Source organism: Burkholderia plantarii, assembly GCF_001411805.1.
In the GTDB taxonomy this organism is placed as follows: Bacteria; Pseudomonadota; Gammaproteobacteria; order Burkholderiales; family Burkholderiaceae; genus Burkholderia; species Burkholderia plantarii.
Genome location: NZ_CP007213.1, coordinates 2,497,743 through 2,521,534, shown reverse-complemented (window position 1 = coordinate 2,521,534; position 23,792 = coordinate 2,497,743). Strand labels below are relative to the sequence as shown.

At 67.9% G+C, this 23,792-nt stretch carries 21 protein-coding genes; 8 read left to right on the top strand and 13 right to left on the bottom strand.

The annotated features are described in order from the left end of the window. Positions 1-250: 250 nt before the first annotated feature. Positions 251-499 carry a DUF1488 family protein gene (locus bpln_RS27495; RefSeq protein WP_042628335.1) on the top strand — a complete coding sequence of 83 codons (249 nt, stop codon included), beginning with the start codon at positions 251-253 and terminating at the stop codon, positions 497-499. 311 nt (positions 500-810) lie between these two features. Further along, complete coding sequence (locus tag bpln_RS38490) at positions 811-1,365, top strand: sugar phosphate nucleotidyltransferase (RefSeq protein ID WP_082465457.1); 555 nt, start codon at positions 811-813, stop codon at positions 1,363-1,365. Here the strand turns inward: bpln_RS38490 and bpln_RS27490 are convergent. From bpln_RS27490 to bpln_RS27485, 3 genes are read right to left on the bottom strand one after another with little or no spacing between them, the layout of a single operon-like run. After that, positions 1,301-5,059: a chemotaxis protein CheB gene (locus bpln_RS27490; RefSeq protein ID WP_082465456.1), complete on the bottom strand. Its 3,759-nt coding sequence runs from the start codon at positions 5,057-5,059 to the stop codon at positions 1,301-1,303. The genes bpln_RS38490 and bpln_RS27490 overlap by 65 nt on opposite strands. Next, on the bottom strand, positions 5,056-5,208 hold the full coding sequence (locus tag bpln_RS36870) for a hypothetical protein (RefSeq protein ID WP_158512078.1): 153 nt from the start codon (positions 5,206-5,208) through the stop codon (positions 5,056-5,058). Before bpln_RS36870 ends, bpln_RS27490 begins: the two co-directional genes overlap by 4 nt. Positions 5,209-5,211: 3 nt before the next feature. Then, positions 5,212-5,403 (bottom strand): hypothetical protein, encoded by a 192-nt coding sequence (locus bpln_RS27485; protein WP_055140577.1) that lies wholly within the window; start codon positions 5,401-5,403, stop codon positions 5,212-5,214. Between the two features lie 119 nt (positions 5,404-5,522). Between bpln_RS27485 and bpln_RS27480 the strand changes: the two genes are divergently transcribed. Next, positions 5,523-6,164: an AraC family transcriptional regulator gene (locus bpln_RS27480; RefSeq protein WP_055140576.1), complete on the top strand. Its 642-nt coding sequence runs from the start codon at positions 5,523-5,525 to the stop codon at positions 6,162-6,164. A 183-nt stretch (positions 6,165-6,347) separates the two neighbouring features. Here the strand turns inward: bpln_RS27480 and bpln_RS27475 are convergent, their stop codons facing one another. The 5 genes from bpln_RS27475 to bpln_RS27455 form a co-directional block, all read right to left on the bottom strand. Continuing rightward, positions 6,348-7,613, bottom strand: a complete 1,266-nt coding sequence (locus bpln_RS27475) for a multidrug effflux MFS transporter (RefSeq protein WP_055140575.1) — start codon at positions 7,611-7,613, stop codon at positions 6,348-6,350. A 422-nt stretch (positions 7,614-8,035) separates the two neighbouring features. Beyond that, positions 8,036-9,937, bottom strand: coding sequence for a S53 family peptidase (locus tag bpln_RS27470; RefSeq protein WP_055140574.1), 1,902 nt, complete (start codon positions 9,935-9,937; stop codon positions 8,036-8,038). A gap of 828 nt (positions 9,938-10,765) precedes the next feature. After that, positions 10,766-12,172 carry a glycerophosphodiester phosphodiesterase family protein gene (locus bpln_RS27465; RefSeq protein WP_055141245.1) on the bottom strand — a complete coding sequence of 469 codons (1,407 nt, stop codon included), beginning with the start codon at positions 12,170-12,172 and terminating at the stop codon, positions 10,766-10,768. A 475-nt stretch (positions 12,173-12,647) separates the two neighbouring features. Further along, positions 12,648-13,007: a copper-binding protein gene (locus bpln_RS27460; RefSeq protein WP_080937448.1), complete on the bottom strand. Its 360-nt coding sequence runs from the start codon at positions 13,005-13,007 to the stop codon at positions 12,648-12,650. Between the two features lie 258 nt (positions 13,008-13,265). After that, the gene (locus bpln_RS27455) at positions 13,266-13,637 is read right to left on the bottom strand and encodes a hypothetical protein (protein WP_244132117.1); all 372 of its coding nucleotides are present in this window, start codon (positions 13,635-13,637) and stop codon (positions 13,266-13,268) included. A gap of 436 nt (positions 13,638-14,073) precedes the next feature. Here bpln_RS27455 and bpln_RS27450 point away from each other — a divergent pair, with 436 nt between their 5' ends. Further along, a complete protein-coding gene (locus bpln_RS27450) occupies positions 14,074-14,400 on the top strand; it encodes a hypothetical protein (RefSeq protein WP_055140573.1) in 327 nt (108 codons plus the stop codon). A 79-nt stretch (positions 14,401-14,479) separates the two neighbouring features. Here the strand turns inward: bpln_RS27450 and bpln_RS27445 are convergent, their stop codons facing one another. Beyond that, positions 14,480-14,662, bottom strand: a complete 183-nt coding sequence (locus bpln_RS27445; protein WP_042628310.1) for a hypothetical protein — start codon at positions 14,660-14,662, stop codon at positions 14,480-14,482. Positions 14,663-15,159: 497 nt separating this feature from the next. On the opposite strand from bpln_RS27445, the gene bpln_RS27440 reads away from it, so the two are divergent. Beyond that, complete coding sequence (locus bpln_RS27440; protein WP_244132118.1) at positions 15,160-15,540, top strand: hypothetical protein; 381 nt, start codon at positions 15,160-15,162, stop codon at positions 15,538-15,540. A gap of 282 nt (positions 15,541-15,822) precedes the next feature. Here bpln_RS27440 and bpln_RS27435 read toward each other — a convergent pair whose 3' ends face one another. Together bpln_RS27435 and bpln_RS27430 are read right to left on the bottom strand one after the other, a co-directional pair. Further along, a complete protein-coding gene (locus bpln_RS27435; RefSeq protein ID WP_055140571.1) occupies positions 15,823-16,344 on the bottom strand; it encodes a hypothetical protein in 522 nt (173 codons plus the stop codon). 324 nt (positions 16,345-16,668) lie between these two features. Beyond that, positions 16,669-18,279, bottom strand: a complete 1,611-nt coding sequence (locus tag bpln_RS27430; RefSeq protein WP_055140570.1) for a DUF2957 domain-containing protein — start codon at positions 18,277-18,279, stop codon at positions 16,669-16,671. Between the two features lie 412 nt (positions 18,280-18,691). On the opposite strand from bpln_RS27430, the gene bpln_RS36235 reads away from it, so the two are divergent. Next, positions 18,692-18,889: a hypothetical protein gene (locus tag bpln_RS36235; protein WP_148654197.1), complete on the top strand. Its 198-nt coding sequence runs from the start codon at positions 18,692-18,694 to the stop codon at positions 18,887-18,889. 204 nt (positions 18,890-19,093) lie between these two features. Then, entirely contained in the window at positions 19,094-19,408 is a 315-nt protein-coding gene (locus bpln_RS27425) for a winged helix-turn-helix domain-containing protein (RefSeq protein ID WP_042628306.1), read from the top strand. Between the two features lie 49 nt (positions 19,409-19,457). Here the strand turns inward: bpln_RS27425 and bpln_RS27420 are convergent, their stop codons facing one another. Continuing rightward, complete coding sequence (locus bpln_RS27420) at positions 19,458-20,081, bottom strand: GNAT family N-acetyltransferase (protein ID WP_042629505.1); 624 nt, start codon at positions 20,079-20,081, stop codon at positions 19,458-19,460. Between the two features lie 431 nt (positions 20,082-20,512). Here bpln_RS27420 and uilS point away from each other — a divergent pair, with 431 nt between their 5' ends. Then, a complete protein-coding gene (uilS, locus tag bpln_RS27415) occupies positions 20,513-21,373 on the top strand; it encodes a UilS family quorum-quenching N-acyl-homoserine lactonase (RefSeq protein WP_055140569.1) in 861 nt (286 codons plus the stop codon). 145 nt (positions 21,374-21,518) lie between these two features. Here the strand turns inward: uilS and bpln_RS27410 are convergent, their stop codons facing one another. After that, positions 21,519-23,639, bottom strand: a complete 2,121-nt coding sequence (locus tag bpln_RS27410; RefSeq protein ID WP_055140568.1) for a TonB-dependent receptor family protein — start codon at positions 23,637-23,639, stop codon at positions 21,519-21,521. Positions 23,640-23,792 lie beyond the last annotated feature (153 nt).

The window sequence follows — 23,792 nt, the reverse complement described above, 5'->3', positions numbered from 1 at the left end:
GGCGATGCGAGATTTCCATGCAAGGAGCTAACCATGAGCAAGGCCCACGACACCAAAAAATCGGAGAAGAAAGTTGCTATCCGAACCCCTAAGGAAAAGAAAACCGCGAAAAAACTGAAGAAGGAGGCGTCGAAGCGGCAGTGACGCCGCCCTGCCGGATCGGCTTCGCCGCCCCGTGTCGCTTCTCGACATCGACGCGTGACGATGCCGGTCTTCGCCTTGACATGATGGACTGGTCCGGATAGACAACATGCTTCAATTCCCTAATCCAAGCCGTAGCTACGATGCAGCCCGACATTGCGTGTGTTTCTGGGGTTACGACAACTCGCGCGAAATCAGCTTCATGATCGACGATGCGGTACTCGGCGGCCTGCAGCCTGGCATGGAGTCCGACGAGCGCTCGGTGCTCGTCGTGTTTGACAAATTCCGCGAAAAGGTGCTCGAGATCGCGCAGAGCCAATATGCACCGGGGCCGCAGAACCGGTATCTGATCTCATGAACCCCGACCCGTCGCGAGGCTTTCCCGGGCGGATCAATCCCGAGCCTGACGCGTCGCCCGCGAGGTGCCGGAGTCCGGAGGCGACCCTGCGCGGCTTGCCGGCGAGCCGCCCGTCGCCGGCCTTGACCGGGCGCTCGACGGCGCCCTGCACCGGCAGGCCGGGGTGAACGCCGTCCCGGGCGGTCCGGCTGCTTGCCGCCGCGCCCGGGCGGACCGGGCCTGACAACCAGTCCGCCGCCTCGTTCAGCATGGCGAGCGGCGACCCCGTCAGCCAGGGCGAGCGAAGCGCCTCGGCGTAGTTCGGAAATTCGATCGATTCGACCGGCACGCCCCGCGACGCGAAATGCGCGGCCAGTGCCTCGCTACCGTCGTGCTGTCCGCCGTGCGCGCGCAACACCGCGCCGGCGCTGACGGCCACGGCGCTGGTCGGCACCGCGAACGGCAGCGACACGATTCTGGTGGTGATGCCGGCCGATCACGCGATGCCGGACCTGGTCGCGTTCCAGGCCGCGGTGCTGCGCGCCGTGCGCTACGCGGCGGACGGCGCGATCGCGGCCATCGGCGTGGTGCCGCGCCGCGTCGAACCCGGTTACGGTTACGTTCGCCCCGGCCCGCCGATCGGCGCGGGCGGCGGTTTCGTGATGGACCGTTTCGTCGAGAAGCCCCGTTGCGAGCTGGCGGAGCAGTACGTCCACTCCGGCGAGTACCTCTGGAACAGCGGCGTATTCGTGATGCGCGCCTCGGAGATGTCCATCCCCGAAGCCTCACGTCGAATCCCGGGCGGGTGTGAACACGGCCACGCTAACGTCGCTCGCTGCGGCACGAATCGATCAGCGCGCCCAGCCGGGCGATGTCCGCCGGCTTGACCAGATGCCGGTCGAAGCCGGCCTCGCGTGAGCGGCTCAGGTCCTCGGGGCGCCCGTATCCGCTCAGCGCGATCAGGATCGCGTCGGCCTGGTCGGGCATCGCCCGGATGCGGGCCGCCACTTCATAGCCGTCCATCCCCGGCAGGCCGATATCGAGCAATACGACCTCCGGACGGAACGTCGACATCTGCCGCAGGGCGGATGGCCCGTCGTGGCAGACGCGCGTTTGATGGCCGTCGATCCCGAGCATGATCGACGTGCTTTCGGCCGCGTCGGCATTGTCGTCGACGACCAGGATCCGGTAACGGGCCGAGGAGGGCACCACCGCGTCGTGGTCGTCCGGCTGCCCGCTCGCGGGATTCGCGTCCGGGGAGCGAGCCGGCAGCCTCACGACGAACCGGCTGCCCTTGCCGAGGCCGCCGCTGGATGCCTGTACGCTGCCGCGATGCAGCTCGACCAGGCGCCGCACCAGCGCGAGGCCGAGGCCGAGGCCCGCCGAACGCCGGTCGAGGGAGCGCTCGGCCTGGACGAACACGTGGAAGAGGGTCGGAATGAAGCTGGCCGTCATGCCAATGCCGTCGTCGTCGATACTCAGCATTGCGTCGTTGCCGTCCCGCTCGACCGAGAGATGGATGTGTCCGCCTTCGGGCGTGTATTTCACGGCGTTGCCGAGCAGGTTGGTCACGATCTGTTCGATGCGCATCGGGTCGGCGTCGATCGTCACGGGCTGGTCCGGCAGGCTGGTCGTGAGTTCGTGACGCCGTGCCGTCACCTCGGCGCGCATCCCGTCGATGGCGCCGCGCACCGCCTGGAGCAGATCGATCGGGCGGGTGCGAAGCCGGATGATGCCGCGCGTGATGCGCGACACGTCGAGCAGGTCGTCGACCAGGCCGATCTCGTGATCGAGCTGGCGCTGAACGGTCGCCTGCGCGTTGCGGGTGGTCTCGGCATCCGCGCTGCCGCTTTGCCAGATCTGCAGGCCGTTGCGGATCGCGGACAGCGGATTGCGCAGTTCGTGCGCGAGCATCGCGAGAAATTCATCCTTCTGGTGATCGGCCAACTGCAATTGCTCGAGCGCCTGATGCTGCTGCGTGATGTCGTCGATGGTCAACAGGATCAGCACTCGCGCGGGCCACGCCACGCGTGCCGCATTGAGCCGCATGGTGCGCTGGCCGATGCGCGGAAATTCGTGGGTGATGCTGTAATTTCGAACCGAAGTCTTTTCCGGCAGCAGATCTTCCAGCAGCGAGCGCAGTGCCGGAATATTCCATTGCCCGTGGCCGAGATCGAACAGCCGGATCCCCAGGGTCTGCTCGGCCGAGGTCCCGAAGGTCTGGTAGAACGCCCGGTTGGCGCGAGCGATGCGCAGGTCCGGTTCGAGCACCAGCAAGGGCTCCGAGATCGTCTCGATGATCGCGTCGGCATAGTCGCGGGCGCGGGTGATTTCGTCGTGGAGCTCCCGCAATTCGCGAACCCGATAACGCAGTTCGTCGTTGGTCGTCGACAGTTCCTCGTTGATCGACTGGAGTTCCTCCTTCGCGGTCTCGAGTTCCTCGTTGGCGCTCTGGAATTCCTCGTTGCTCGAGAGCAGTTCCTCCTCGCTCGACTTCAGTTCCTCGCGCGCGCTCTCGTGCTCCTCAAGCGTCGCTCGCAACTGCTCGCGCGCGGCGTCGAGCTCGGCGCCGAGGCGCGCGATTTCGGCGTCCTTTTCCCGGATGTCCGGCTTCGACCGGCCGCGCAAGGCGCTCGCCATCCAGCCGCGCAGCGAATCGCGTCGAACCATCGGAAGGAATGCCGGCGGCTGTGTCGGGTTTTCGAAAAAGACCAGGAACCAGCGGCCGTCGACCTTGTCGGCCTGTATGGGATGCACCTCGAGGCTGGCGTTCCGGATCCCGTGAGGGGCCTCCAGATGGATCCCGGTCTTGCGCACCGCGATTCCATCCTGGCGCACCTGCTTGACGGCGTCGACGATCGCCAGGAACACCGCGGGCCTGGCAAGGCGCTGCAGGCTCGTGGTGGGCGGCCCGCTCGGGTTGCCCAGGTAGGGAGTCGTGTCGCCGCGGAATTCGATGACGTTCAGTTCGTCGTCGCAGAGCACGCTGGGCGGCACGTAGCGGGCCAGCGCGCGCCGGTCGGCCAGGCGTCTCAGTTGCTCGCCGCCGGACGGATCGCGGCGCGAGACGGCAAGCTCGCGCGACTGCCTGGCCGGCAGCGCCGCCGACACCGGCCCGGAGAATTTCGCGACCGGCAGCATCGGCCGCGAGCGCTTGCCGTAGAGCCGGGTGCGCCGGCTCTCGACCACGGCGAACAGATCGGAAAAGCCGCCCACCGTTTCGGACGGCCCGAGCATCAGGATGCGGTTCGCGGCCAGGGCGTAGTGAAACAGCGGCATGACGCTGCGTTGCAGGACCGGGTCCAGGTAGATCAGCAGATTGCGGCAGCTCAGCAGGTCGATACGGGAGAAGGGCGGATCGGTGAAGACGTTGTGACGGGCGAACGTGCAGAGATCGCGGATCGGCTTGTCGACGCGGTAGAACGCCTCTTCGCGGACAAAGAAGCGCTGCAGCCGCTCGACCGACACATGACGCGCGATGTTCTCGATGTAGCGTCCGGCGCGGGCGATCTCCAGCGCGTCGATGCTGATGTCGGTGCCGAAGATCTGGATCGGTACGTCGCCCGCCCGTTCGCCGAGGTACTCGACGAGGGAGATCGCGATCGAGTAGACCTCCTCGCCGGTCGAGCAGCCGGCCACCCAGATCCGGATCGGCGCTTGCGGCTCGCGATCGGCGAGGATTCGCGGAAACACGGTTTGCACGAGGGCCTCGAACGATTCCGGGTCGCGGAAGAACGAGGTGACGCGAATCAGCAGATCCCGGCCGAGCGCCAGGACTTCCGCGGGATCGTTGTCGAGTTCGGCCGTATAGTCGGCGATCGACTCCACCTGCCGCAAGGCCATGCGCCGCGCGAGCCGCCGCTCGATGGTGCCGCGCTTGTAGTGGGTGAAATCGATGTCGCAGGCTTTCTGCAGCAGCCGGAAGATCGGGAGCAGGCTGTTCCCGGGCTCGTGCGTGCGCTCCAGCGTGCCGTCGGTGGCCAGGCGCTGGAGGCCGATACGGATGATTTCCTCGGCGATCCGGGCGGGGGGGAGCACGAAATCGACGCACCCGAGATGGATCGCGGCCTGGGGCATGCCGGCGACGCGGGCCGAAACGAGATCCTGGGCGAAGGTGATGCCGCCTTCATTCTGCAGCATCTGCAGGCCGAGCGCGCCGTCCGAGCCGCTGCCCGAGAGGATCACGCCGATGGCATTGGCGCCGTGGTCGCGTGCGAGCGATTCGAGCAGATCGTCCACGGGCATGGGGGGGCCGTGCGGCTCGCCGCGCGGGCGCAGCTTCACGCGGCCCCGCTCGATCGTCATGCGCGTGTTCGGCGGAATCACGTAGAGCCGGTCGGGTTCCACCGCCAGTTCCTCGGTCGCTTCCACCACCGGCATGGCGGTGTGCTTGCCGAGAATCTCGACAAGCAGGCTCGGCCGCGAAGGTTCCAGATGCTGCACGACCAGGAATGCCATGCCGCTGGGGAACGGCAGCGCCGAGACGAATTCGGAAATCGCCTCGAGGCCACCTGCCGACGCACCGACCCCCACGATGAGAAAGCGGCGAGGTCTTCCCTCGGTGGCGGGAATGTCGATCACGAATCGTCCTTGGTGGAGAGGTCGGCGCAGCCGGCCGGGCCGGGCGGCGCTTCGAGGGGGGGCGCCATCACGGCGGCGGACTGGAGCGCGATCGCATCATGGATGGAATGGCGGCACGACAGCATGCGCGCCCGGGCGGCGCGTTTCAACGGCTAATTGAGCGCGTGTCGCTCGCAACCGGTCGCGGCGGGATCGACATGGCCGCGCGACGTGCCGGCATCGGCCATCGAACCGATGTGGGCGAAGGTTTCAGCATGCGCGAGCGGGACGTGCGGGGGCATGGTGTCCAATTCGTCCGTGGCGCCGGGGCCTTCGTGACCGGCTTCCACGAATGGATTCGCCATGGCGGGCGCAGGAGTCGTTTCCGCGCGTGGCCCGTGGGCGGGCCGATACGCCGCGCGGTGGCGGCTGGCGGTCAAGTCGGCGTGAATCCGGAGCGGGCGCGCGGCGTGACGGCGCGCCGGTGCGATTCGTCACCGAGCGCGGCCTCGTCTCGTTCCGGCCGGCCGGCGACGGCATCGTCACCTACGGCGTGGTGCTGATCGATCCGCGCCACGACTGGCTCGATGCGCTGCGGCCGGCGTTGCGGCCGGTGACGGCGCTCCGCAGCGCGCGCGTGTGGGCCGAGATCGCGCCGCTGCTCGCCGAGTGCGCGGCCGACGCATGCGAGACCGCCACGCCGGCCCGGCCCTTCGCGGCGCTCTACGCGCAGGGCCGCGGCCTCGCGCTGCTGGCCGCGCTGGCCGACGAGAGCGGCGCCGCGCCGCCCGCCGGAGATGGCGATGCACGCGTGGCCGCCGCGCTGGCCTGGATCGACGACAACCTCACGCGCGAATTCTCGCTGGCCGATCTGGCCGAGGCGGTCCACCTGAGCGCCTCGCAACTCGTGCGCGTGTTCGGTCGAGCACTCGGCGTCACGCCGATGCGCTACGTGTCGGCACGGCGCGTGCGCGAGGCGCAGCGCCTGCTCGCGCAATCGAACTGGCCCGTCGCGCGGATCGCCGCGCATCTCGGCTACGTCGACCAGAGCCATTTCACGCAGCGTTTTCGCAGCAATGTCGGCGCGACGCCGGCTGCCTGGCGGCGCCGCGCGCGCGGCGGCTGACGCGAGACGCGACGCGGCCCGGCGCTACCTGACGCGGTTTGCGGTGCGGATCGCCGGGATGCGCGAGCGTGGCGTGACGAAGCACGACGGGACGCGAGAAGGCGCCACCGGGTGCGGCGAGAAGGGCGGGAAATCAAGGCAGGCCGGCGCGATGCCGGCCTGCGTGCGCGGTGAACGCGCCGCTCAGGCCGCCTCGCCGGCCTTGCAGACGACGCGCGGCGGCACCGGCCGGTCCAGCGCCAGATGCCGGAGCAGTTTCGTGACCATGGCCACCACCACCACCGCGAGGATCACGAAGAACACCGCGAGCGGCGTCAGGTTGTGGACCGACACGAAGCCGGCCAGCCCCATCATCGCGGCCGAGACGAGCAGCAGCGCGCAGCCGAGGATCGCGCTCGTCAGCCCGGCGATATGCGGGAACAGCGAGTTGCCCTTGGCCATCAGCGTCGGGTACATCGCGCCGGCGCAGAAACCCATCACCATTACCGGCAGCGCGAGCGTCCAGACGCGCAGGCCGATCGTCAGCGCGAACACCAGCATCGCGAGCGACGCCGCGGCCATCACGTAGGCGCCCACTCGCAGCCGCGTTTCCGAATTCGGCAGCGCCGCGCTCTGGATCCGGTTCGACAGGCCGCCGAAGAAATACATCGCGCCGATCGCGAGCGCGAGGTAGCCGAAGTAGGTGGGCGGCTTGTGCAGCGTGCTCTGCACCATGAACGGCCCGACGATGTTGAACACCAGCAGGATGCTGTAGCAGACGCCCTGCGCGAGGAAGCAGCTCTGGAACACCGGGCTCGCCAGCACCTTGCCCGCGTTGGTCGCGAGCGTGCGCGGCGCGAGCCGCACCGGCTGCTTCAGCGTCTCGCGGAAGCGCCACAGGATCGCCCACATCGTCAGCGAATAGATCAGCAGGAACACGAGGCAGGCCTGCCAGCCGAACCAGGTCTGCAGGTGCGCGCCGATCACCGGCGCGATGATCGGCGCGACGCCCCAGGCGATCGCCATGTAGGTGAACGCGTGGACCAGCGCCTGGCCCGAGAACGAATCGGTGATGATCGCCTTGGCCAGCAGGTTCGTGGTGGCGATGCCGAAGCCCTGCAGGCAGCGCGCGAACAGGAAGGTCTCGAGGTTCGGCGCGGCCAGCGACAGCAGGCAGCCGATCGTGTAGATCACGAGACCGAAGCCGAGCACGCGCTTGCGGCCGTGGGCGTCGGCCACCGGCCCGAAGATCAGCTGGCCCAGCGCGTAGGCCGCCATGTAGCCCGAGACGCTCGACTGGATCGCCTGCGGCGAGGTCGAGAAGTAACGGGCCATCGCGGGCAGCGCGGGCACGTAGATGTCGATCGCGAGCTGTCCGGCGGACGCGAACAGGCAGATCAGGAACAACAGGAAGCGCGGCGAATTGGCGGCGCCCGCCTGCGTGGAGCGGCTTGGAGTATCGGGGTTCATGACGGCATCGGAGAACGGGGCGGCGGCGCGCGAAGCGGGGCGTGCAAGGGTCGTGCCGGTTCGCATGACGAACATCGGGCGGGGCGCGCGGCGTCGGTGGCGTATTGTGCCTGTCATTTTGAAACTGGATGCGATTCCCATGCGATTCCCATGCGATTCCCGTTACGCAGGCAGGGAATGGCGCGCCTCGCGGGTGGCGGCGGCTCGCGGTAAATCGCGACGGGATCGGCTGGATAGCGCGATGATCGCGTGGTCTGGGTACGGGGCGCGCGGTGGATGCCTTGCCGGATCCAGGAAGAGCGGCCGGCCTCGGCCGCGATCCGCGATGACTGGCGGCTGACGGGAGGCACGGCCGCGCAGTCGTGGCCGTGCGCGCCACCTTCACGCGCGAGCCGTGGCCGGCCCGCGCGTTACGCCTCGCGTCAGTGCGCGAAGTCGGCGTGGCTCTTGATGAACGTGTTCAGCTGCGAGATGTCGATGCTGCCGAAGCCCGTCGAGCCGTCCCAGCCGGCCGCGGCGGCAAAGCCCTTGTAGCTGCCGCTGCCGTTGTTGCCCGAGGTCACGTCGTGGACCAGCGACGGCGTGCCCGGGAAATATTTGTAGATGCTGGCGGCCGGGAAGCCGAGCGCGTTGCCGTTGGCCGACTGCAGGCGCGCCCAGATGCCGACGAAGATCGGCGAGGCGAGGCTGGTGCCGCCCACCTGGTTGGGGTTGCCGCTCGAATCCGTGGTGCTGCCGTTGTAGTAGAGGATCGCGCCGGTGCTGGCGGCCGCGTCGAACGCGATGTCGGGCAGCGCCCGCGCGCTCGACGAGCCGGTGATGCTCGAGGTCTGCCATGACGGCGCGGCTTCGAGCGTGCTGTAGCCGCCGCCCGTGGCCCACAGGCGCTTGGTCGAATCGTAGTCGCCGGCGTTGTCGTAATAGCCGATCGCCTGCAGCCCTTCGTTCCAGACGGTTTCGTTCGCCCAGCTGCTGCCCGAGGTATAGAGCGTGGTGCCGCCCACCGCGATCACGTAGGGCGAGCTGGCCGGCGCCGACACCGAGTAGTGCGTCGTGTTCGGCACGCCGCCGATGCCCGACACGCGGCTCGTGCTGCATTCGTAGGCGCCTTCGTCGCCGCTCGACACCGAGAACGTCTGGCCTTGCGCCACGGCCTGCTTGAAGATGTTGTTGTCGGCGGCGCGGATGCTGGTGCCGTCCGCATCCGATTCGCACCAGCCGAGCGACACGTTGATCACCTTCGCCTTGTTGTCGGTCACGGCGCGGTTGAACGCGTTCGAGATGTCGTCGAGCAGCGCCTGGTCGGTCCGCGCGTCGTCAGGCGCGTTGTAGAAGATCACCTGCTGCACCGCGCCGCCCGCCGCGCCGACGATCGACTGGCTGTCGAGCTGCCATTCGAGGTCGCCGCTGTTGTAGGTGCGGCCCGAACCGCCCGTGTTGACGATCGACGACGACACCTTCGCCAGCCCGTTGCGGCTCGCGAACGTGTTCAGGTCGCTGACGGTCTGGCTCTGGTTGCCGTAGGTGATGATGCCGACGGTGGTGTTCGCGGCGGTGGGCGTCGAGCCCGCGTCGTAGATCGACGAGAACTGCACCGGGTTGTGGCCGGTGGCGGTGCCGGCCGCGGCCGCGGCCGCGGCCGCGCGCACGGGGCCCGCCGCGCCGGCCGGCGAACCCGCCGGCAGCACGTGGTGGAAGGTGTGCGCGACCACCACGTTCTGCAGGCCGAGCACCGTGTCCACCACGTTGCCGAGCGCGCTCGGCACCTGCGCGTCCTGCGCGTTGGCGAACACCCGGCGGCCGGTGCCGGTGGTGAACTGCTCGAGCGTGGTGTTGAAGCCCTGCTTGACGGTGCCGGCCGTGCCGTCGGCCGTCACGAACAGGCGGTTCGGCGCGATCTGCACGTTGGTGAAGCCCGAGGCGCGCAGGTGCTGCGCGACCGCGTCGGCCTGCTGCTGCGTCGGGCCATATTGTTCGGCGAACTGCTCGGGCGTGAGCGTGCCGGCGCCGCCTTGCTGCAGCTTCGCGAGGAACTGGTCGAGCTGCGCCTCGTTGCGCAGCTTCAGGCCCACCGTCACATGGACGATCGCGCCGTTGGCGAGCGCGATCGGTTGCGCGGTTTGCGCGGCGCCGGCCGCCTGCGCGAGCGACGCGGCGCCCGCGCTCGCGGGTTGCACGAGCGGCAGGAACGCCTTGGTGCGGGTGGTGGCCCAGCCCTGCTGCGTGGCCGCCTGCGCGGCCGACGCGCCGAACGTGGCCAGCGCCGCGGCGGTGATCAGGAGCGTGGTGAAGCGTTGACGGGTCTTGCCGGAAACACGGTTCATTGCGGATTCCCCCTCGGAATGTTCGAACGACTTCGGTCACTGCCCGGCCGTCCCGCGGGATGCGGGCGCGCCGCCGGGCGCGCGCGTACCCGCCGGCGCCTTTGCGTCGGGCGGATACGCACGATGTGTGTCAACAGAACAATTGATGCGGATTGCTAAGCAATTCGTGTGAAGCCGTCACGCGGAAACGGGCTGGAACAGCCGGGCAAAGCATGCCGCCGGGTATCCGGGGCGTCCCGCCAGCCGGTACGACACCGGTTTGCCGTCGGGACTTCGACGGACCGGTCTTGTTGGAATCGGGCGCGGTGTGCAGGCAGGCGTCGACACGCTTTACCGGCCGATTTCGTGGTGGATGGTAGCACCGTCAAATCAGCCTCACAAACTTTTTTCAAGAATATCTAAAAAAGTTAGATTGCAATGAATGAATGGATTTTGTAATGAATTGAATGATTTTCGTAAATCGACGCCGATCCGTCGATGAAGGCGCGGTTAATTGCCGGGAGACCGGCCAAAACACGCTGCCACGGCGGATTGTGCGCGTGAAAACGAGGAAATCAGGAATCGCGGAATGCCGGAATCATCGAATCGATCGGCCGCGCGATTTATCGGCGGCGTGCGCCGTTCCGATAATGCGAATCCCGCATGGTTATCGATAAACGTGCTGATCGATATCGCGAGCGGGGGCATTGCGAAACATGCCGCGATGTTCGATCGTGACGCGATGCAGTGCGGGAAGTATCGCGAAGCGCGACCAGCAACGCGGGACGGGGTGCCCCGCGCGCAGGCACCGGCCGGCACGAGCGCGATGCGTGCCGGCCGCCGCGCAGATCAGCGGCCGGTTTCCTTCAGGTATTGCGTGCGGGCCGCCACCGCCGTGTTCGCGAAGTCGGAGAACACGCCGTCGATGCCGGCGCGATAGGCGTCGAGATACTCGCCCACCGGATCGCCGTGGTACTTGCCCGGCAGGTAGCGCGCCTCGTTACGGAACGTGTACGAATGGACGAACAGGCCGGCCTTGTGGGCGTCGGCGATCAGGCTGGTCGGCTCGACCGAGTTCACGTCGGCGAGCGAGCCCGTGTAGGCCGTGCCGTCGGCGTTCCTGTCCTTCCACGGCGTGACCTTCCAGGCGAACACCTGCGGCTTCCACGGGCCGATGCCGTCGGCGTAGGTCTTCACTTCGGCGAGGCCGGCCGGCGTGAGCAGGTCGCCGAACCAGCGCGGGTCGCCGTTGAGGGTCCAGCTGTACGGGCGGCCGTCGACGAACGCGTAGTCGTCGTTGGTCTGGTAGATCATCTCGCCCGTCTGGTAGTTGACCGCGTTGCCGTCGATCAGCTGCACCATCCGCGTCTGCACGCCAAGCGCGCGCAGGGTCTTCAGGCTGTCCGGATCGAAGCTCTGCACGAACACCGGCGCGCTGCGGCTGTTCAGGTTGTTGTCGTCGAGGAACTTCGCGATCGCCACCTCGAACGGGCGCGTGCCGGCCGCGCCGCAGCCGTTCGCGATCGCCTGCTGGTTGTTCCAGTACGGGTTCTTCGCCTCCGGATAGATCGTGAGCGGCTTGCCCGTGACGGCCGACTTCGCGCGCGCGATGTCGTACACCTCCTGCATCGTCAGGATCGGATACTGGCCGTTCAGCGCCGTCGGGCGCACGTCCTTCGCGTCGAACGTGGTGCCGCGGATCCATTGCTTCAGTTCGGCCACCGTGAAGTCGGTGATCGACCAGTCGTTGGTGTGATCCTCGCCGTCCACGATCAGCGATTTCAGCACCGATTTCTGGTTGCCCGGATCGGTCAGGTCGCTCAGGTAGGTCGACGGGCCGGTGGTCGCGGTGGTGGCCCACTTCACCGCCACGCGCACGCCCGGCACGGTGCGCTTGCGCGAGGCGACGTCGGGATTGGTCTTCGCCACGTCGGCGATGTTCGTGTTGTCGCCGAGCCACGGGTTGTGGCGCGCCACGAGCACGCAGTCCTTGCTCAGGTGCAGGTCTTCCTCGAGCGAATCGGCGCCGGCGTTGGCCGCGCCTTCATACGACACTTCCGTTTCCTCGGGGTAGAGGCCCGGCAGGCCGCGGTGGCCGATCACGAGCGGCGGGTTGCCGTCGAGCGTCTTCAGCGCGGTCGGCGTGGCTTGTACCGGCTGCGTGACGGGATCGTCGTCGCCGCCGCAGGCGGCCAGGGTCACGCTGCCGACCAGCGCGATCAGCAGGCACGAGATGCCGGTTCGGGACAAGGTCATGGTGGGCTTCTTTGTCATGGGGAGAGTGATGGGTTATCGAACATGAACACGCGGGCTGACTGCCGACGCCCGGCGGGCCGCCGACGGACGAGCGGGCTCCGCCGTCGTCGTGAAACGAGGGCTGATGCACCGTAAACATTGAAAGTCGAGCGCGCCGGACGGCGTTCCTTGCCGACGTTCTCGTTTTTCGAGTATTGGATCGGTAATTTACAAATTGTATTTTTGTAATGTGACAAAAAATTGGCCCGGTGACGGTGATGGCGCGCCGGGCCTTGCGGAGAGGGAGTGGGTGGCCGGCCGAAGGCGGTCGGCCTTTCAGCAAGGTTGCGGCGTGAGACGTAAGGGTGCTGGACGGGTGCCTTTCGACGGCGCGAGCGGATGCTTTCTTTTTGATTGCTTCGGGTTGGCGTCCGTCGCTTCGCGCAAGCGCGCGCCGGCACTCCGGTTGGTGCCGGCGCGCGCTGTTTTTAGCGGTTCAAGATGGCTTGACGAGTTTCACGATCGTCAGCGTGCCGTTCACGTTCTCGATGCGCACGCGCACCTTGTCGCCGGCATGGACCTGCTTCGCCATTGCGGCGTCGCCGGCCTTGTAGGCCATCGTCATGGCCGGCATGCCGATGTTGGCGAGCGCGCCGTGCTTGAGCGTGACCATGCCGGTGGCCGGATCGACCTTGCGGACCACGGCGTCGGCGAGGCCGGCTTCGTCGCCGGCGGGTGCCGCGGGCGCGGCCGTCTCGATGCCGGCCATGTCGTCGTCGGCGAGGGCCGGCATGGCGGACAGGCCGGCGGCGGTCAGGACGCCGAGCATGGCGAGCGTGGCAAAGGGAGGTTTCATCAGTATCTCCAGTTGGGGAAAGCGGGCACGCGCGCGTGCCCCGGGGGGTGGGAAAACGGATGCGAGAGGCCGGCGCCCGCCGCGTACGATCGCGTCGCGCGGCAGGCTGGTGGCATCAAGCATCACGCGCGGCACGCCACGGGACGGGCGCGCCGGAGCGGCGTTGCATGATTGCGGTTCCGGCATCGGAACCTGAAGGGCCGTGTTTGGCGGACAGCACGACTCCCGCCGCGTTCGCGGCGAGACGGCGGCGCGGGATCAGAGCGGGCGGGGTGGGCGCCACAACCCGTTCGGGTCACGCGTGCGGAGGAAGTCGGTGTAGTGAAAGCGGACCGGCACGCCGTGCACGGCGCGGCGGCTGACGCCGGCATGGACGGGCGGCTGGTGGAGGCTGCCGGACTGGCATTGCGCGCAGATCCGGCATGACTTGCCGCCGGCCTCGTGCTTGCCGCCGCGCGCGGGCGGCATGGCGGAGGGAGTCGCGATGGGGGCGACCGCCCGCATGCCGTCGGCCTCATGCATGCCGGGCTCGGCGAGCGAGATCGATGGCACCGCCGACCGCATCGGGCAGGCGCCCGCGAACCCGCTCGCGGCCAGCCCGCTCAGGGGCAGTACCGTGCAGAGCAGCAAGACGAGGAGGGTCCGGAGCCATCGCATGGCGCGCATTATAGCCAGCCATATCGGCCCGCGCGCGTGGGCGCGAGGCAGGCAGGCGCGCGCTGCATGCCGCCAATGCAGGCCACCGAGGTACGCCGCACGAGGCGGGGCATGGCGGCGGACCGCCGGCGAAGGCCGTGCGGGCGCGCATGTGGAGTTCCGGGTACATGTCACGTTACGTGGTGATGTATCGCGCAGCCGACGGGGCCCGCCGGGCCGCGCGCGGGAGGCGCGCAAACCTCGACAAACCCAATGCCGGCGCGACTTTGCGCGCGATCGGCCGGCGCCTGCCGTGCGCTGGTACGAATTCTGCTGAGTATGTCATACGAGCGCCACGAAAGTGGCGTACTGGCGCAACCCGCGGGCCACCCGATCGCATCCGCCCGCTCAACCGCAGAAAGGAACGAACATGGATACCTGCCCGAACCAGTCCGACACGCAATTCCAGGCCTTTCTCGCGCGACTGCTCGCCCAACCCGAGCCGATCGGCTGGGGGGAGAAACAGCAAATCGAGCTCGACATGGCGCGCGCCCTGTCCACCAACATGCTGCGCGTCGCGGAGCACCTGCAGACCGACATCGGCGATACCGACGGCTGGCTCACGCTCTACCGCTACGGCCGTGCGCTCGACTTCATTCTGTCGTCGCTCGCCGCATGCCGCGAGATCCAGCCGCGCACGCTGCGCACGATCCTGAAGCTCGCGCGCTTCGAGGTGGACGCCAACTATCCGGAGTGAATCGGGCCGCGTGCAGCCGCGACGGATTTCGCGGCTTCATGGTTTCGCGTCCCGCGCCCGGCGCGTGCCAGGCGCGTGTTCAGTTGTAGCCGAGGATCGCGCTGGTCTCGACCTCGGGCCGCTCGGAGACGCTCGTCGCCAGCGCGCAGGTCGGATTGCGCAGGACCGCCTCATAGGGCGTGACGGGCTTGACGGTGCCGTCGGGCGGATGATCCGCGCCGATGGCGATGTGGCGGGAATCGGGCGACGAAAGGGCGGGCATGGCGGGGTCTCCTGCGCTGAAGATCGGATGAGCGGCGACGGTCATTCGCGGGTCCGGCAGCCGAACAACCGCACGACCGACATCACGACGTTCTCCGGCGGCATCGCCAGCGCGGCATCGCAAGCTCACGGGCGAGGCCGGCGGACCGTGTTACAACGTCGTGACATTCACTATCCCAGATCCGGCAAGCCGCACCAAGCAAGTAATCCTTATTCGTGCCTTCAGGTTTTCTGATGGCAACGGCCGGAGCATCCAGCCAAACGCATGGCTGCACAGTGGATCGCGCGGAGTCACGCGAGCCTGTCAGCCACCATCGAAACAGTCCAGGATGGTGTCGTCAAGACGGATTGGCCGGCCTCTCGAGTTCCGTCAGACGTGTCCGTCAATCATTGATCTAGATCAAATCTGAAAGCGGATCGCAATTGCTTTCTCCATACCCGATGGCTTTACTGACGTGTCGGGGCGTATCGAATCGGTAAGCCGAAAGGGCGGGTTCGATGCCGGGCAACACCGCCGGCTCTCGTGCGGAGAGAGCGAGACGCGACCCGACCGGCAAGGTGCCGTTGTCAATATCACGATCAGACAATCGAGGTCAGGGGATGAGAGGTCTTACGGGATACAAACTGAAGCTGAAGATTCAGGACCGTTTCCAGAAACTCGGCGACAACCTTCCGCCTTCGCTCGAGGATGCCGAGGCGCGCGACCGGGCGGTCGCGAAAGTGCGCGAGCTGGGTCAGGCGTTCTTCGACATGTCCGAAGCCGAATATCACCAGTGGGCGGACCACTTGCCCGAGGACGAGTTCGTCGAGTTGATCGCGCTGATGATCGGGCTCGCAAGGGAAACCGATTCGCTCGCGGTGGCGCCCGCGCGGCGCTGAGCGCGAATCCATCCGTTTTCACCGGGCCGGCCGTCGGGAGCCGGCTTTTTTTTCGTCTGCGATCGCAATTCGCGTGGCCCGCGCGAGGCAAGCCGCCGTGCGGAGCGGCAGGGTCGCCTTCCCGTATGGCCGCGCCTCGAAAAAACGGCGGGCGAAACCGCGAGCAAGAGCGCGCGCCAATGAAAAACGGGACGGCGCGCGCGACACCATCCCGTCCGTAACCGCGTACCGCGCCGCAACGTGGCCCTACGCCCCGGCGCACCGCGCATCCTGCCTGGCCGCTTATTGCACGTTGAATGCCGGCGAGGTGGTGACGATGCCGCTCACCGTGCAGTTCGGCGTCAGCGTGGCGCCGTTGAACGTCAGCGACGACGGCGGCGTCGTGCCCGACTGAGCGTTGTTGAAGGCCGTGGAGACCGGGCTCGGGCCGCAGGTGCCGAGCAGCGAAGCGCTGACCTGCACGTTGCTGATCGTCAGCTGCGTGGGCGACACCGCCTGGCCGGTCCACGGCGCCGTGCTGGTGGCGCTGCCCGAGATCAGCCCGCAGAGGCCGCCGCCGCCGAACGTCGTCGACGTGATGGTGACGGCGCCGGTCGACGTGATGATGCCGTTGAAGGTCGCGGTGCAGCTGGTGCTGATCGTGCCCTTCGTCAGCGTGGTGGCGCCGGTGGCCGAGAACGGCTCACCGGAGGAGCTCAGCGGGTTGCCGTTGGCGAGCGTCACCGTGACGGCGAATGCCGGCGCGGCGAGCGCCGACGAGACAGCGAGAGCAACGACAAGGGAAGCCACTTTTCGAATAGTCATGATGCGTGCCTCAATTGACGATTGGCGGCGAACCGCCATGGGTAAGCGGACTTCGGGCGGCGTACCACCCGCGTTCCGCGAAAAACCGGATGCATCCGCGCGGATGCGCCCGGTCGAAACTGTCCTGTCGTGCCGGCCGACGGCCCCCTCGGCTCGCGTTGCCGGCGCTTGATCCGACGCTCCCGGCGCGCGGCGCATCATCGATACGCCACGCCCTGCCGCGTTCGAATCACCATTCGATCAATAGGTCTCCTATCGATCATTTCGTTTGCTAAATCGGCGACAGACACGCTGCCGCCGATTCGTTTCGCTGCCGTCTTTTCGTTACTGCACGAACGCGCCGACCGTGAAGAACGGGTTGTACTGGCTGTTGTTCATCACCATCGCGTAGACCTCGCCCACCTTGATCGCCCAGCCGGTGTCACCGCTGTGGAAGATCGCGACGGGGCCGCTGCTGTTGCGCGCGTCGAAGTCCTGCAGCGCGGTGACCTTGACGAGACCCGGGGTGGCCTGCGTGTAGTCGAGCGAGAACGTGCTGGTGCTGTTGGACGTCAGCGGATCGATGAACGCGGCCGTCGCGCCGCTGAACAGCGTCGACGTGTAGTTCGCCCCGAACGTCGAGACCGCGGTGCCGTCCAGGCAGTTGCCGGCGGTGGGCTCGAAGAACGTGCCGCTATACACGCCCGGCAGGTTCGGATGCGGCAGCGAGGCGTTGAAGCTCGCATCGCCCACGGCCGGTGCGCCGGAGTTGCCGTCGTTGGCCACGATCCCGCAGGCCGACGCGCTGGTCGCGCCGATGAAGCCGCCCGTGAGCGAGTTCGACGCGATCGTCGTGGCCGGCGCCAGTGCCGAGATGCCGATTTCCGCGTCCGCCACGGTGTTCAGCAGGTCCGCGATGTCGGTCGGCACGAAGGCCTGGCCCACCCGGATCACGATCGGCACCAGCGCGCCGCGCAGCTTGCCGACGATCATGATGCCCTGCGCCTGGCTCGGCGCCAGCAGCACGATCGGCTGGCCCTGGCCCGCGCTCGGATACGGCGAACTGGCCGAGGTCGGCTTGCTGACGAACACGTTGTCGGGCGAGCCGTCGGTGTTGGTGCGCAGCGCCCAAGGCGTGCCGGTGGTACGGCACGAGTAGTCGCTGCCCGGCGTGATCGTGCAGGAGCCGTCCGCGTTCAGCGTCTCGTTCCAGTTGATCACGTCGGGCTGCCAGCCTTGCGGCTTCGCCGTCTGGTACGAGGTGCCGGTCGGCGACAGGTGGACGCCCAGTTCGTTGTAGTTGCCCGCCACCTTCGTGAAGTCGGTCTCGGTGTCGGTGAAGCCGATGAACGGGAAGAAGTCGAACGTGCGCGACGGCACGGCGCCGAGGTTGCCGAGCAGCGCGACGCCGTCGAACTCGATCGTCGCGCCCGGAATCCCGCCGCCCACCACGCCGTTGCCGACGAACAGCGTCGGCGGATCGGCGGGGTTGATCGTCACCGAGTAGCTGCCGTCCGCCGAGGTGCCGTTGTCGAGCACGAACGCGCAGCGGTTCTGCTCGGCGGTGGGCAGCGTGGTGGCGCGGTGGAACGTGCCGGTGATGGTCTGGCCGGCGCGCGTGACGTTCACCTGGCCGGCGCTGGTCGGCACCGACGACAGGATGAACTGCATCTGGTACGTGAGCTTGGTGGTGTCGAACTGCACCTTCATGTATTCGCCGCTGCCGGAGCCGCCGGTGTAGGTGGTCGAGTAGTCGAGCGCATCAGGACAGAGTTTGTTGGTGACGGTCGTGGTCGTCGTCGAGCCGCTGGCCGGGCAGCTGCTGCCCGAGCATTGCGGGACCTGGATCGCGGCCGGCGCATCGCCGCTGTCGCCGCCGCCACATCCGGCGAAGAACGGAATTGCGAGCACGAAACAGGACAGCAGCGCGGTGCGCGGCTTGGTGTTGCGGAACATACCCCCTCCTTGTTGGTGATACCAGGTGTTTTTCGTCGATCGTATGCAAGCCCGACAGCGGCTCGCGAATGCGGCGGTTCGACCGGCGATCTCCGTGTACGTGGCCGACGGCACCCGGTTGCGGGGCGTGCCGGCTTGCGCGTCCGGAATTACGAATGCATGTTCAGGCGCCGCGCCCGTCGCGAATCGCGACGCCGCGGCCGACAATAATCGGATGTGGATGCCATGAAGGCGAAAGGAAGGACGTGAAGCGCCTCGTGCGCGCTGTCCGTTCCGGCGGGAATGACGGGCGATCGGTGCCCGCTTGGCCCCAGGTATGTGTGCGTAGCATCGATGTCTCCGTCGGTACGCGCCAAGTGTTATTGGTGAATCTTGTTTCGCGAAACTATGATACGGACCGCCCACCAAGTAAATGGATGTCGAATTCCAAACGGACGGATGGCCGAAAACGCCCGCCGGTAAAGGGGTGGCCGAAAAAATTAAAACGAAGCAAACGCGGCTCCGTTTTCACTTGTCTGACAGATCGCACGGTATGGCGAGCGTGCCGTCGTTGCGCCGCGCTGCACAAAATGCCGTATTGATCCGCTTTTTCATCGACATGGTGCGGTGAAGCAAAACGGCCCGCCGCCGGCCTGGATCGCCGGCGTCCCGGCTCGTCGGGACAGTTGCCGGACGATGTCGATGGCGCTGGAACCGGGCGACCGTTTGATGTCAGAATCGCGGCATCGTCGGCGCGGCGCGGCCGTCGCCGCCGACGATCGACAACCATCGAGCCTGCCGGCGTGAAAGGGCACTCACACTAGGTGGATAGCGCATGCAAGCACACATCGAAACCATGGTCGGCCGCGCCAGCGAATCGCGCGCGCCACGTCTCGCGCAAGACTGGCGCCCTGACTTCGCGCGTATCCGCGGTCACGTCGCGCGCGCGATCGCGGACCAGATCGAGGAGGCGATCCGCGCCGGCGTGTTCCGGCCCGGCGACCGGCTGCCGAGCCAGCAGGCCATCGCCGATTCGCTCGGTTTCCATCCGAACACCGTTCATGCCGCGTTTCGCGAGGTGGCGCGGCGCGGCCTGATCAAGGGCTTCGCCGGGCGCGGCACGCTCGTGCTCGACCACTCGCTGAGCTGATCCCGGCGCGTGATGCGCTGCGGCAACGGCCAGGTTTCGCCGCCGCGATCTAGCGATCCGGCGGCCGGGCGATTCGGCGGTCGAGCCGGGTGCGCAGCATCGCCTTCGTTTCCGGCCATTCGCTGTCGATCAGGCTGAAGCGCGCCGAGTTGCGCTTGCGCCCGTCCGGCATGATGCGCTCGTGGCGGATGATGCCTTCGAACTTCGCCCCGATGCGCAGGATCGCGGCCCGCGACTTCTCGTTCAGCTCGTCGGTCGTGAGTTGCACGCGCACGCAGTCGAGCGTCTCGAACGCATGGGCGAGCAGCAGATACTTCGCCTCCGTGTTGATGCCCGAGCGTTGCGCCGAGGCCGCGAGCCAGGTGTGGCCGATCTCCAGTTTCCGGTTCGCGCGATCGATCTTCCAGAAGCGCGTGCTGCCGACCACGGCGCCCGTGTCGCGCCGCACGATCACGAACGGCATGACCGTGCCGGCCTGCTCGCCTTGCAGGGCCTTGTCGAGGTAGGCGTCGATGGTGCTCGCGTCGGGCACGGCCGTCACCTTCAGATCCCATAGCCTGCCGTCGGCCGCCGCCTCCAGCAGCGCGCGTGCGTGCGCGCGGCGCAGCGGGCGCAATTCGACGAGACGGCCGGCGAGCAGCGGGGTGGGCAGGGGGGCGGGCGGTTCGGTCATGGCGAAGGTGGTGCAAGGGGCGGGCGGGATCGGGCGATGATAGCGCGACGGCGCGGCGCCCGGCTTGATCGGGCTGGGGCCGGCGCGCATCCCGACGCGAGCGGCTTCGGTTTCGTGAAGATAGGCAGGATCACTGATCAATTCGGACCGGCTCCGGAACGCGCACCGGGCCGGCCGTCTTCCGGCGCGCCGCGTGTCGGCCCTCGCCGGCTCCGCACGGGCGCTCGGGCGCCGCCGCCGGCCCGTGGCGCGAACCCGCCCCCATGCGTGCGAAACGGCGGCCCGCAGCCGGTGCGAAACGTTTGCGCGCCGGAGCGGCGCCTCTTGTATCATGGGCGCCGCCTTCCGGCGGCCCGCGGCCACGCGGCGCGTGCCTGGCCGCGCCGCGCGCCGCCGGATCCATCGCTTTTCCACTTCCAGCTTCCGATCCTATGGACATCACTACACATCGAACCGGCAACGAGATCGCGATCACCGTGCGCCGCCCCGACACGCCCGGCCCGGTCCCCGTCATCGTGCTGTGCCACGGCTTCTGCGGGATTCAGGAGGTGCTGCTGCCGCGCTTCGCCGAGGCGTTCGTCGCGGCCGGCTATGGGGCCGTCACGTTCGACTATCGCGGCTTCGGCGCGAGCGGCGGCGAGGCGGGGCGCCTCGTGCCGGCGCTGCAGATCGAGGACATCGCGACCGTGCTCGCCTTCGTGAAGGCGCAGGCGGGCCTGGACGCGGCGCGCGTCGCGCTGTGGGGCACGTCGCTCGGCGGCGGCCACGTGCTGGCCGCGGCGGCGGCCGACCCGGCGGTGAAGGCGGTAGTGAGCCAGTTGAGCTTCGCCGACGGCGAACAGGTGGTCACGCGCCATATGTCCGGCGAGCAGCGCCAGGAGTTCGTCGCGATGCTCGAGCGCATGCAGGAGAAGAAGGCCGGCACCGGCCGCGAGATGTTCGTCGCGATCACGAAGGTGTTGACCGACGAGCAGTCGAAGGCGTTCGTCGAGACGATGCGCCGGCAATATCCGGCGATGGACATCAAGATCCCGTTCCTGACCGTGCGCGAGATGCTGAACTACAAGCCGGCGGAGGCGGCGGCGCGCGTCGCCTGCCCGGTGCTGGTGGTGGTGGCGGGCGAGGACGGCGTCAATCCGCCGGAGCAGGGCGTCGCGCTGCACGACGCCGTTGCGTCCGCAACCAAGGCGCTCCACGTGGAGGCCGGTGCCGGCCATTACGACATGTACGACGGCACGCATTTCGACAACAGCATCGCCCGGCAGCTCGCGTGGTTCGCCGAGCACGTCTGACGACGCGGCCGGCGGCACGTCGGGCGCGAGCCGGCTGAGCGGCGGGCGGCGCGCGATGCGCTGCCCGCCGTGCCCGCGCCGCGTATCCTCGCGCGCCGCCCGCCGCCCGCCGCCCGCCGCCCGCCGTCTGGCGGGCCTGTCACGCTCAGTAGACGAAGTGTCCCTGCACGTAGACCATGCGCGGCGCGCCCACCATCCGGCCCGCGTTGCCGTCCACGTTGCGCGTGTAGTAGCGCGCGTCGCCGAGGTTGTTGATGCCGGCCGTCAGCGTGCTGCCCTTCCAGTGCGGGATCTTCCAGTCGGCCTGCAGGTTCCAGACGCGGAAGCCCGGCACGCGGCCGACGCTGCCGTCCGCCGATTCGGCCACCGTGTTGGCCGTGTCCGAATACTGCGCGCTCTGGTGCGTGCTCGACAGGTTGAAGGTCCAGTCGCCGCGCTGATAGCGCATGCCGAGCGTATCGGTGAAGCGCGAGTAGAACGGCACGTCGCGGCCCGAGAACTGCCCCGATTCCTGGATCGCCTTGGTGTAGGTGAAGTTCACGTAGGCGTCGAGCCCGCGCAGCGGGCCGTCGTCGGCGAACGCGTAGTCGAACGCCGATTCGATGCCCTGGTGATGCGTCGCGCCGATGTTCTGGAAGGTGGCCGGCACGACCCCCACCACCTGCAGGATCTGGTTGTCGAAGCGCATGTTGAACGCGCTGACCTCGGCGTGGATCCGCCGGCTGGTCCAGCGCGCGCCCACCTCGAAGGTCTTCGCGGTTTCCGGCGCGAGCGGGTTGGTGGCCGACTGCGAATTGAGCTGCAGGTTCTGCACCGGTCCGAACGAGGTGCTGTAGTCGGTAAACAGCGTCAGCGCCGGCGTCAGCAGGTACGACAGGCTTACCGAGGGCAGCGGCTTGTTGTTCTTCGCGCCGAAGTCCTGGTTGAGGATGTCGTCGCGGCGCGTCGATTCGATGTGCTCGTAGCGGATGCCCGGCGTGAGGCGCCAGCGGCCGAACGCGATCTTGTCGTCGATGTAGGCGGCGTGCGCATCGGTCGAGTTGTCGAAGCGCGTGGTGCCGCTGGTCACGCCGCTCGCGATCGACTGGTTGAAGCTGTTGTCGGTGCCGCGCTCGCGGATGTAGCGGTAGCCCACCGTCACGTCGTGCGTGGTCGGGCCGAGCGTGAAGCGCTGCGTGTAGCGCGGCTCGATGCCGAACACCGAGTAGGTGCGCGGCTGGTCCTGCAGCTGCGTGCGCGCCGAGTTGATCAGCGAACTGGTGCGGTAGCTCTCGTTGTAGTACGTGCGGATCTCGAACTCCTGGTTCGCCGAGATCGTATTCAGGTAGCCGACGTCGAACGCCTTGCGGTCGCCGTACCAGAAGTCGGTCGGGCGCGTGTTCTGGAACGGGTCGGCATTGAACTGCGCCACCGTCAGGCCGCCCGGCGTGTGCGATTTGACGTCGTAGTACGAGAACTTGCCGTACAGCTCGGAGGACGGCGTGAGTGCGTAGCGCCACTTCAGCGCGAGGTCGTTCACGCTCTCGTCGCTGCCCACGCGCCAGTCGCGGCCCGCCATCCCCGAGTAGAGCAGCGCCACGCCGAGGCCGTTGTCCATCTGCGTGCCGAGGTAGGTGCTGTAGAGCGTGCTCGCGCCGCCGTGCGTGTAGATGTTCTCGCGCATCGTCGCGTCGGCCGTCAGGCCCGGCTTGTTCGGGACGTCGCGGGTGCGGAAGTTGATCACGCCGCCCACGTTCTGCGGGCCGTAGCGCACCGAGCCGCCGCTGCGCACCACGTCGATCGACTCGAGGTTGCCGAGGCTCACCGGCGCGAACGACATCTGCGGCTGGCCGTAGGGCGCGAACGCGAGCGGAATGCCGTCGAGCAGGATCGTCGAGCGCGGCGCGTAGCGGCCGGTCAGGCCGCGCACGCCGATGTTCAGCGAGATCGCGCTGCCCGCCGAGCCCGAGTTGTCGGTGGCCTGCACGCCCGGCACGCGGCGCAGCACGTCGCCGATGCTCGACGCGCCGCTCTGCTCGATCTGCCGGTGATCGACCACGGTGCGCGCGCCCGCGAAGGTCTTCACGCTGTTCTGCAGGCCGCTGCCGAGCCAGTCGCCCGACACGTTGATGGTGTCGAGCACGGCGGTCTTCTGCGAGTCCTTCGGGGCCGTGTCGGCATCCTGCGCGAGCGCCGGATCGGCAACCGACAGGCAGGCGAGCGCGGCGAGCGCCGCGCAGCGGGTCAGGCGGGGCGGGGCGGTGAAATGGCGGTCAATCCTTGCCATGATGCGGTGTTCCTTGGTGTTGTCGAAACGGGTTGCGGTCGGGGGCGCGGCTGGCGGACGGGTACGGACGCGTCTCGCGGATGCCTCGTTCCTGCCGGTTTGTCGGCGAACGACTGGCGCAATTGGAATGAGAATCATCTCTATCTGTAAGCG

Coding starts and splice junctions, on each gene's coding strand:
- uilS (WP_055140569.1), top strand. CDS start 20,513: ATGGACATCACTACACATCGAACCGGCAACGAGATCGCGATCACCGTG.
- bpln_RS27470 (WP_055140574.1), bottom strand. CDS start 9,937: ATGAACCGTGTTTCCGGCAAGACCCGTCAACGCTTCACCACGCTCCTG.
- bpln_RS36235 (WP_148654197.1), top strand. CDS start 18,692: ATGGATGTCGAATTCCAAACGGACGGATGGCCGAAAACGCCCGCCGGT.
- bpln_RS27495 (WP_042628335.1), top strand. CDS start 251: ATGCTTCAATTCCCTAATCCAAGCCGTAGCTACGATGCAGCCCGACAT.
- bpln_RS27460 (WP_080937448.1), bottom strand. CDS start 13,007: ATGAAACCTCCCTTTGCCACGCTCGCCATGCTCGGCGTCCTGACCGCC.
- bpln_RS27425 (WP_042628306.1), top strand. CDS start 19,094: ATGCAAGCACACATCGAAACCATGGTCGGCCGCGCCAGCGAATCGCGC.
- bpln_RS27410 (WP_055140568.1), bottom strand. CDS start 23,639: ATGGCAAGGATTGACCGCCATTTCACCGCCCCGCCCCGCCTGACCCGC.
- bpln_RS27445 (WP_042628310.1), bottom strand. CDS start 14,662: ATGCCCGCCCTTTCGTCGCCCGATTCCCGCCACATCGCCATCGGCGCG.
- bpln_RS27440 (WP_244132118.1), top strand. CDS start 15,160: ATGCCGGGCAACACCGCCGGCTCTCGTGCGGAGAGAGCGAGACGCGAC.
- bpln_RS27450 (WP_055140573.1), top strand. CDS start 14,074: ATGGATACCTGCCCGAACCAGTCCGACACGCAATTCCAGGCCTTTCTC.
- bpln_RS27485 (WP_055140577.1), bottom strand. CDS start 5,403: ATGGCGAATCCATTCGTGGAAGCCGGTCACGAAGGCCCCGGCGCCACG.
- bpln_RS27475 (WP_055140575.1), bottom strand. CDS start 7,613: ATGAACCCCGATACTCCAAGCCGCTCCACGCAGGCGGGCGCCGCCAAT.
- bpln_RS27430 (WP_055140570.1), bottom strand. CDS start 18,279: ATGTTCCGCAACACCAAGCCGCGCACCGCGCTGCTGTCCTGTTTCGTG.
- bpln_RS27465 (WP_055141245.1), bottom strand. CDS start 12,172: ATGACCTTGTCCCGAACCGGCATCTCGTGCCTGCTGATCGCGCTGGTC.
- bpln_RS27435 (WP_055140571.1), bottom strand. CDS start 16,344: ATGACTATTCGAAAAGTGGCTTCCCTTGTCGTTGCTCTCGCTGTCTCG.
- bpln_RS27420 (WP_042629505.1), bottom strand. CDS start 20,081: ATGACCGAACCGCCCGCCCCCCTGCCCACCCCGCTGCTCGCCGGCCGT.